Annotated in this window: 6 protein-coding genes; 3 read left to right on the top strand and 3 right to left on the bottom strand. The window is 72.9% G+C overall.

All coding sequences use genetic code 11. From position 1 onward, the window contains the following. Positions 1 to 1,851, bottom strand: a 1,851-nt coding sequence (locus tag ACTHMS_RS20120) for a sulfatase family protein (RefSeq protein ID WP_440308443.1), incomplete at its 3' end; no start/stop codon positions are given. A gap of 99 nt (positions 1,852 to 1,950) precedes the next feature. Between ACTHMS_RS20120 and ACTHMS_RS20115 the strand changes: the two genes are divergently transcribed. Next, positions 1,951 to 3,429, top strand: a complete 1,479-nt coding sequence (locus tag ACTHMS_RS20115) for a flavin-containing monooxygenase (protein ID WP_440308442.1) — start codon at positions 1,951 to 1,953, stop codon at positions 3,427 to 3,429. Here the strand turns inward: ACTHMS_RS20115 and ACTHMS_RS20110 are convergent. Together ACTHMS_RS20110 and ACTHMS_RS20105 are read right to left on the bottom strand one after the other, a co-directional pair. Next, positions 3,426 to 4,112: a CBS domain-containing protein gene (locus ACTHMS_RS20110; protein WP_440308441.1), complete on the bottom strand. Its 687-nt coding sequence runs from the start codon at positions 4,110 to 4,112 to the stop codon at positions 3,426 to 3,428. The two genes, ACTHMS_RS20115 and ACTHMS_RS20110, sit on opposite strands and share 4 nt — an antisense overlap. Next, on the bottom strand, positions 4,109 to 4,543 hold the full coding sequence (locus ACTHMS_RS20105; RefSeq protein WP_440308440.1) for a hypothetical protein: 435 nt from the start codon (positions 4,541 to 4,543) through the stop codon (positions 4,109 to 4,111). Before ACTHMS_RS20105 ends, ACTHMS_RS20110 begins: the two co-directional genes overlap by 4 nt. Before the next feature lie 120 nt (positions 4,544 to 4,663). Here ACTHMS_RS20105 and ACTHMS_RS20100 point away from each other — a divergent pair, with 120 nt between their 5' ends. Together ACTHMS_RS20100 and ACTHMS_RS20095 are read left to right on the top strand one after the other, a co-directional pair. Then, positions 4,664 to 8,242: a helicase-related protein gene (locus ACTHMS_RS20100; RefSeq protein ID WP_440308439.1), complete on the top strand. Its 3,579-nt coding sequence runs from the start codon at positions 4,664 to 4,666 to the stop codon at positions 8,240 to 8,242. Positions 8,243 to 8,348: 106 nt separating this feature from the next. Beyond that, on the top strand, positions 8,349 to 8,722 hold a 374-nt coding region (locus ACTHMS_RS20095; RefSeq protein ID WP_440308438.1), incomplete at its 3' end, for a DUF222 domain-containing protein.

The following is an 8,722-nucleotide window of genomic DNA, read 5'->3' as shown; positions in this document are numbered from 1 at the left end:
TCCCGTCGTCGGGGCCGGCGTGCGCCGGGCAGCGCGGGGAGCGCCACTCCCCCAGGCCGGCAGGGACGGGCGGGTGGCCGGGGTGTCGACCGTGCGCTCTGGGGTGGACGAGGTGGCCGCCGGAGGGTTCTGGCTCTCCGACGTCGACTCGGGGCGTCGCCAGTCCTGCCCCCGGGCGGGCGCCGCCGCGGGACGGCTCGCAGCCCAGCACGACGTGGCGCCGTGGCAGGCGGTGATCGCGTCCAGCTCGCTGTCGAGTGCCGCGACGCGTGCGGACGGGAGTGACCCGGCGACGTTGTGGACCTCGGCCGGATCGCGCACCCGGTCGTAGTACTCACGCTCACCGTCCTGGTACCGGACGTAGGTGAAGCGCGCGGTCCGCAGCGCGTCGTAGGTGGGGATGGCGCCGGCGTGGATCGACTGCCGGTCGGGGTCGTCGCGATACAGCACGAAGTCCGCGCCATGGTGCTCGACCACCGCGGCCGTGCGCCAGGTCGCCGCCGAACCGCCGTGCAGCAGTCCGACCAGGCTGGTGCCGTCGACGGTGTGCGGCGCGCGCACGCCCGCGAGCTGCTCGAAGGTGGGCGCGAGGTCGATGTTCTCGACGACCGCCCGGCTCACGCGGCCGGCCGGGATGCCGGGGCCCGCGACGATGAGCGGCACGTTCACGTCGGTGTCGAACGCCGAGAGCTTGCCGGGCATGAGCGAGTGCTCGCCCATGTGGTAGCCGTTGTCGCTGCTGAAGACGAACACCGTGTTCGCCAGTTGCTTCGTGGCGGCGAGGGTGGCCTCGAGGTCACCGACCATGCGGTCGACGGACTGCACGGCCTGGGCCCGCAGCCGGAACTGCTGGTCGATCGCCGAGCGGTCGGCGGCGGTCAGCGGGTGCGTGAGGTGCCACGCCTCCCACGCCACCGGGTCGCTCGGCACCGTGCCGAAGGCGGCCGTGTGCGGCGCGGTCAGCCGCGGGAACAGCGTGCGGTCGCGGAACGCCGGAGTCGAGGGCAGGTGCGGGTTGAACGGCGCGACCTCGAGCAGGAACGGGTCGTGGGCCTTCGCCGAGCCGGTGATGAAGCGCTGGGCGTAGTCACGCAACACGTTCACGCCGTAGTCGGCCGGCGTGTGACCGCGGCGCAGGATCGTGTGGTTGTAGGCGTAGGTGTAGTTGAACTCTGAGTACCCGTTGCCGACGCCGACCCAGGTCGTCCAGCCCGGGGGGACGTAGGCCTGGCTGCGGGGCTGCGCGAGCGGAGCTGCGCTGTCAGACGGGGACGGGCTGTCGGACGGGGACGGGCTGTCGGACGGGGACGCGCTCGGCGTCGGGGTGGGCACGGACGTCGGGGCCGAGGTCGGCGAGGAGGACGGGGCCGAGGTCGGCATCGTCCCGTCCCGGGTCAGCGCCGAGTACCCGTTCAGGTACTTCCCCATGAAGCCGGTGCGGTAGCCCGCCCGCTGCAGCGACACCGCGAAGGTCCTGGCGTAGTCCTGCCGACGCTGGAAGGCGGGGAACCCGCCCTCGGGGCCGTCGTTCAGGAACACGCCGCTGTCGTGCGGGAACTCGCCGGTGAGGATCGAGGTGCGCGACGGGCAGCACAGCGAGTCGGTCACCGTGTAGTTGCTGAAGCTCATGCCGCGCCGGGCGAGCGCCTGCACATGGGGCATGTACGGCAGCAGGTTGGTCGACAGGTCGTCGGTGAGCACGAAGACGACGTTCGGGCGGTGCGAGGCGGGCGGCGTGACGGTGGCCGACGACCGGTCGGCCGCGCCGAACAGGCCGGCGGTGACCGCCGCGGCGACCGCGAGCAGACCGATGGACGAGCCGCGCCGCGACCGGTGATGATGTTGGAGCACGACGTTCCCCATCGACGTCCCGGTCTTGATCTTGACGCGCCGAAGGTCCCGGGGGAGGTCGGCGCAGCGGCCCGGACGTCGGCGCAGCACAATGTCCGCGTGACCACGACCTCCCCGCGCATCGGCGTGATCGGCGCCGGCCTCGGCGGCATCGCCGCCGTCATCGAGCTCAAGCGAGCCGGGCTGCACGACATCGTCGTGTTCGAGAAGGCCGATGACGTCGGCGGTGTCTGGCGCGAGAACACCTACCCGGGTGCGGCGTGCGACGTGCCGTCGCCGTTCTACTCGTACTCGTTCGAGCCGAACCCGCAGTGGCCGCGCCGGTTCTCGCGGCAGCCGGCGATCCTCGACTACGTGCGGCACGTCGCCGACAAGTACGACGTGCGCCGGCACATCCGCTTCGGTGTCGAGGTCACGGGCGCGGTGTGGGACGACGAGTCGGCCACCTGGACGGTGGCGCTCGGCGACGGCGGCACCGAGACCGTCGACGTGCTGGTGTCGGCGGTCGGCCAGCTCTCGCGTCCGTCCTACGCGCCGATCCCGGGACGCGAGACGTTCGCAGGCGAGTCGTTCCACTCGGCGACCTGGGACCACTCGGTCGACCTCGCCGGCAAGCGGGTCGCGGTGATCGGCACCGGCGCCAGCGCGATCCAGTTCATCCCCGAGCTGCAGCCGCAGGTGCGGCAGATGACGGTGTTCCAGCGGTCGGCGCCATACCTGCTCCCGCGTCCCGACCGTGAGTTCAGCCGGCTGCACCACAAGCTGTTCGAGGGCGTGCCGGCGACGCAGCTCGTCGAGCGGGGCACGTGGTACGGGCTGGTCGAGGCGCTCAGCATCGCGTGGGTGTACTCGCCGGCGCTCGCCCGCACCGTGCGCACCGTCTCGCGGCTGCACATGAAGCGGCAGACCAAGAGCCGCCCCGGACTGTTCGAGAAGGTGTGGCCCGACTACCCGGTCGGCTGCAAGCGCATCCTCTTCTCCAGCGACTACCTGCCCGCCCTGGCCCAGCCGAACGTCGACCTGGTGACCACGGCGATCCGCGAGATCGTGCCGAACGGCGTCGTCACCGAGGACGGCGTCACGCACGAGGCGGACGTCCTCATCTGGGGGACCGGTTTCAAGGCGACCGAGTTCCTCGCGCCGATGCGGATCGTCGGCCCGGGTGGGCTCGACCTGCACGAGCAGTGGGCCGAGGGCGCGCGGGCGTACTACGGGCTCAGCGTGCCGAAGTTCCCGAACTTCCTGATCATGTACGGCCCGAACACGAACACCGGCGGCGGCTCGATCATCTACTTCCTCGAGGCGCAGGCCCGCTACGTCCGCGCGTTCGTCGAGCAGCTGCGATCGGGTGGCGCGCCGCTGGCCGTGCGGCCGGAGGTCGAGGAGCGCTACGACCGCGAGGTGCAGGACGAGCTGCGCGACAGCGTCTGGAGCCGGTGCTCGTCGTGGTACCGGCAGGCCGACGGCCGCGTCACGACGAACTGGCCGCGCCTCGGCGTCCAGTACAAGCGGCAGGCCGTCTTCCGCGCCGAGGACTTCGAGACGGTGGACGCGGGGCGGACGGCCGCGGCGCGTTAGCCCGTCGTCAGCGGTCGCTCGATGTGATCGCGCACGGCGACGACGCCGATGACCAGGCCCGCGCCCTTGGCCACGCGGTCGGCGGTGGCGGCGTCCGGGGCGCGGCCGGCGAGGACGACGACGCCGTTCACGACGTCCATCTGCAGCGCCGACCCCGCGTCGACGCCGTTCGGCCGCAGGACGCGAGCCGTGATGTCGGCGGCGATCTCGGCGTCGTCGCGCAGGAAGATCGTCACCAGGTCGTTGCGGGTGACGACGCCGAGCAGGCGGGTCTGCGCGTCGACGACCGGCAGCATCCGCACCCGGTGCTGCGCGATGAGTTCCGCCGCCATCTCGATGGTCGCGCTGCTGCCGATGGTGATCGGCGGCGTCGTCATCAACAGGCTTGCCGACATCGCCTCGCGCTTGGTGCGCGCCTCACCGGCTGCCGAGAGGCGGTGCCCGCGCGGCGCGACGCGAGCGTGCCGGGCGATGTGCAGCAGGAGGTCCGAGGTCGAGACGACGCCGAGGACGCGGTGGTCGCCGTCGACGACGGGGACGGCGTCGACGCGGTGCGTGCGCAGCACCCGGGCGACCTCCTTCAGCCCGGCGAAGGCGCGGACGGTCACGACCTCGGTGGTCATGACGTCGGCGACGCGGTACGGCGCGGCCTCCGGCAGCAACGGCGTGCTGTCCTGGGTCATCGTGGTCTCCCTACGGTCTGGCGCGATGGGTCGGTGGCACGGGTGGACGGCAGTGGCGGTTCATGTCGCACCGCGACGACGAAGGCGACGACGGCGAGGCCGACGAGCGCGAACACCGCCTGCAGCGGCTGCGGCCCGATCCACAGCGCCTCGACGATCTCGAACGCGATCAGCCCGGTGCCCGCGACGATCGAGATGGACGCGGCCCGGGGCACCTGCCGCCATTCACCCCAGGCCGCGAGCGCGAAGCCGCCGCCGACCAGCGCCAGCAGCAGCAGGCCCGGCACACGCCAGTCGGTGAACGGCGACCCGTCGAGTGCCGAGCGGTGGGCGTCGAGCAGATGCCCGTCGGGCGCGACGGCGAGCAGGAACCCGCCCGCGATCGCGGCGATCGCGACGAACGACTCGAGCCCGATCAACCACCGGCGCATCGGCACCTCCTCAGCGCCCAGCCTCGCTGCGGCGGTGTCACGACCGCAGGGCCGATCAGCCCGCCGTGGTCACGGGTGGTCCCTGACCGTGCCGTCACCCCGACCCGGGACACTGGGTCGGTGACGACAGCGCAGGCGGCGGCCGAACTGGCCGACCTGCACACGCTGCGGGATGCGATGCGCGCCCTGCTGACCCTCGAGGCCGACGCCGGGCGCTCGGACGACGGGCTCGCGCCGACGCGTGCGACGGCGCTCGCGGCGTACCGCGGGTACGTCGCGCGGTGGGGAGCGCTGAACCGGGCGGATGTCGAGGTGCTGCACGACGGGCGCCCCGACCCGCAGACCGGCGAGCCGGAGCTGCGGCTGCGGCGTCCGGATCTCGGCGGCTTCCGGCACGACCCCGACTACCACGCCGTCATGGCGCTCGAGGTCTACGACGTCGAGACCGGCCGGGCCGAGCCGGCGCCGATCCTGCTGCGCCGGGTGCACGGTCGGCGGGCGCCGACCGAGCGGGTGGCGAACGTGCACGAGGCCCTGCTCGTCTCGCTCGGCGAGGGACGCATCGACCCCGAGCGGGTGGCGACGCTGCTCGACCTGCCGGACGCCGCTGCGGCGATCGAGGCCCTCGGCGACCTGGTCTACCGCGACCCCAAGCGGGGCGGCGCATGGGTCGGCCGCCGCGAGTACCTGTCCGGCGACGTCCGGGCCAAGCGGGCCGCCGCCGAGGCGGCCGCGCTCGACGACCGGCAGTACCGGCGCAACGTCGCAGCGTTGACCGAGGCCGAGCCGCCGGAGGTCGGCCCCCTCGACATCGCGGTCTCGCTCGGGGCGCCGTGGATCGCGGCCGAGGACATCGAGGCGTTCGTGCACGACGTGCTCGGCGGCCGCGTCAAGGTGCGGCACCTGCCGTCGGCGGCGTCGTGGAAGATCGACCCGAACGGCAAGGTGCCGGTCGGCAACTTCGCGCTGTACAGCACGCCGCGCATGAGCGCCTACGAGCTGCTGGCGGCCGGCCTCAACGGCAAGGCGCCGGTCGTGTTCGACACGGTGGCGCTCCCGGGGCGGCGGCTGCGCGTGCGGAATCCCGAGGCGAGCCTCGAGGCGCAGGAGCGGCTGACCGCGCTGCAGGAGCGCTTCCGCACCTGGCTGTGGGAGGACGCCGAACGCACGGCCCGGCTCACCCGCGAGTACAACCGGCGTTTCAACACCCACGTCGTGCGGCGGCACGACGATGCGCACCTGACCTTCCCGGGCCTTGCCGACGGCATCGAGCTGTGGCCGTGGCAGCGCGACATCGTCGCGCAGGTGGTCTCGTCGCCCGCCACGCTGTGCGCGCACGCGGTCGGCGCGGGCAAGACGCGGTCGATGGTGTGCGCGGCGCTGACCGCGCGCCGGTTGGGCCTGGCCGGCAAGCCGATGATCGTCGTCCCGGCGCACCTGGTGGAGCAGACCGCGCGCGAGGCGCGGCAGGCCTACCCGTTCGGGTCGTTCCTGGTGCAGGACGAGGACGACGTGCGCTCGCGGGAGGCGCTCGCCGCGCGCTGCGCCACCGGCGACTGGGACGCGGTGATCGTCTCGCACGGCACCTTCAGCGCGCGGCCGGTGACGCCCGAGGCCGAGGTCGCCTGGTTGCGCGCGCGCATCGACGACGTCGACGCCGAGATCCGCGGCGGCCGCGGCGGGCGGCACGGCCGCGCGCTGCTGCAGCGCCGTCGCAAGGGGCTCGAGGAGCGACTGGCGGCGGTGCGCGCGCGACCGCGTCCGGCGATCACCTTCGACGACCTCGGCGTCGACCTGCTGCTCGTCGACGAGGCGCACTACTTCAAGCGGTTGCCGGTCACGTCCCGCATGACCGGCATCTCGCTCGGGTCGTCGCAGCGCGCCGCCGACCTGCTGCTCAAGGCGCAGTTGCTGCGTGCCCGCCGGGGGCAGCGCCCGAGCCTCGCCCTGTTCACCGGCACGCCGTGGTCGAACACGATCGCCGAGACGTTCGTGTGGCAGACCTTCGTCCAGCCCGACGTGCTGGCCGAGGCGGGCATCGACCATTTCGACGCGTGGGCCGCCGTCTTCGTCGACTACGCAACGTCCGTTGAGATCAGCCCGGACGCCTCGACGATCCGGTTGGTGCAGCGTCCGGCGCGCATCCGCAACCTGCCGGAGCTGCGGCGCATGCTCGGCAGATGCGCCGACGTGCTGCGCGCGGACGAGTTGGGGTTGCCGCGTCCGCAGCGGCGGGAGGAGACGATCGTCTGCGAGCCGACACCGGGTCAGGCCCAGTACATCGGCTCGCTCGGCGCGCGCGTCGACAAGCTCCACCGCGAGCGGGTGCGCGGCGAGCCGGGCGGCGACAACATGCTCGCCGTCTGCGGTGACGGACGCCGCGTGGCCCTCGACCCGATGCTGGTCGGCGTGCGCGAGTCGTCGTCGAAGGTGGACGCGATCGCCGAGCGGGTGGCGCGGGTGCATCACGAGCACGCCGACCACCTGTTCCCGGGCAGCGATGCACGGGGTGTGCTGCAGGTGGTGTTCTGCGACCAGGGCACGCCGGGATCCGAGGGGCTGCAGACCTACGGACGGCTCCGCCACGCCCTGGCCGCACGCGGTGTGCCGGCCGAGCGGGTGCGCTTCGTGCACGAGGCGACCACTCCGGACGCACGGATGCGGCTGTTCGCCGAGTGCCGCGACGGCACGGTGGCGGTGCTGATCGGCTCGACCGACAAGCTCGGCGTGGGCACCAACGTGCAGGCGCGGCTGCGCGCGGTGCACCACGCCGATGCGCCGTGGCGGCCGTCGGACATCGAGCAGCGCGAGGCGCGTGCCTTCCGTCCGGGCAATCTCAACCCGCTCGTCGACGTGTACCGCTACGTCACGCGCGGCACCTTCGACGCGTACATGTGGCAGACGCTGCAACGCAAGGCCACCTTCATCGAGCAGCTCTACCGGGCCGAACCGGACGCCCGGACGATCGACGACCTCGGCGAGTCGGTGCTGACCTACGCCGAGGTCAAGGCGCTCGCCACCGGCAACGCGCTGCTGCTCGACCAGGCGACGGCTGCGGCCGAGGTGCGCCGCTTGCGGCTGTTGCGCTCGATCGCCCAGCAGGCGGTGACCTCGGCGCGGCGCGAGGCGGCGACGGCAGAACAGGACGTCTACCGCTGGAGCCAGCAGACCGCGCTGCTCGGCGCGGCGCGCGAGCGGCTCGCGCAGACCACCGTGGGCACGGATCCCGAGGCGGACGTGAAGCTCGCGGCACGGGCACTGCGCGAGCGATTGCTGCTCGGGCACACTGACGACCCCGGGCCCGTGCGCGCACCGTGGCGGGGCCTCGGCATCGAGCTCGTGCCCGAGGGTGGATGGTCGGCCGCCGCGGCCGACGTGCTGTCGCTGCGCATCACCCTGGCGCACCGCAGGGTGGACGAGCTCGCGCTGCCGCTGACGCTGGTGCGGGGGAGTGCCGCGGCCTCGACGCGTGGCATCGTCGGTGCGGTACGGCGCTGGTACGACCGGCTCGACCTGCGGATCGCCGAGGTCGAGGAGGCTGCGCTGGACGCCTACGACCGTGGCGTCGCCGCGCAGCGGATCATCGACGGCCATCGCTTCGAGCAGGCCGACGCGCTCGCCGCTGCGGAGGCGAGGCTCGCCGCGATCGACACCGCGCTGGAGGCGTCCGTCGAGCACGGCGCGGTCGTGCTGGCCTGAAAGGGCTGTGCTGGCATTCTGCCAACGACGCGGAATCCGTTATGGCATCGAAGGAATCTTCGCCCTGAAGATTGTTTTCGAACGCTTCTTCGGGTAGACTGACGGCGTGGTGGCACCGGTGGTGGAGGCGTGGACGCTTCCGGCCGGGCATGCCGAGGTGGACGGGCTGCTGGGGTCGTCGACGGCGTTGTTGTCCGAGGCGGAGTTGCTGGATGCGGTGCGGTCGGTGGAGGCGTTGCGGTGCCGGCTCGCGGCGGTGGATGCGGCGGTGATCGCGGAGCTCGACCGGCGTGATGTGGCCTCGCGGCATTCGCAGCGGTCGACGAAGGCGTTGCTGCATGCGACGTTGCGGATCAATTCCGCCGAGGCCGCCGCGCGGGTGAGGGCGGCGGCGATGGTCGGTCCGCGGCAGGCGTTCGCGACCGGTGAGCCGCTGGACGCGGCGTTCCCGCAGACCGCGGCCGCGTTGGCCGAGGGCGT

Source organism: Jatrophihabitans sp. (assembly GCF_051960575.1).
In the GTDB taxonomy this organism is placed as follows: Bacteria; Actinomycetota; Actinomycetes; order Mycobacteriales; family Jatrophihabitantaceae; genus JBQCEE01.
This window is presented reverse-complemented; position numbering and strand designations above follow the sequence as displayed.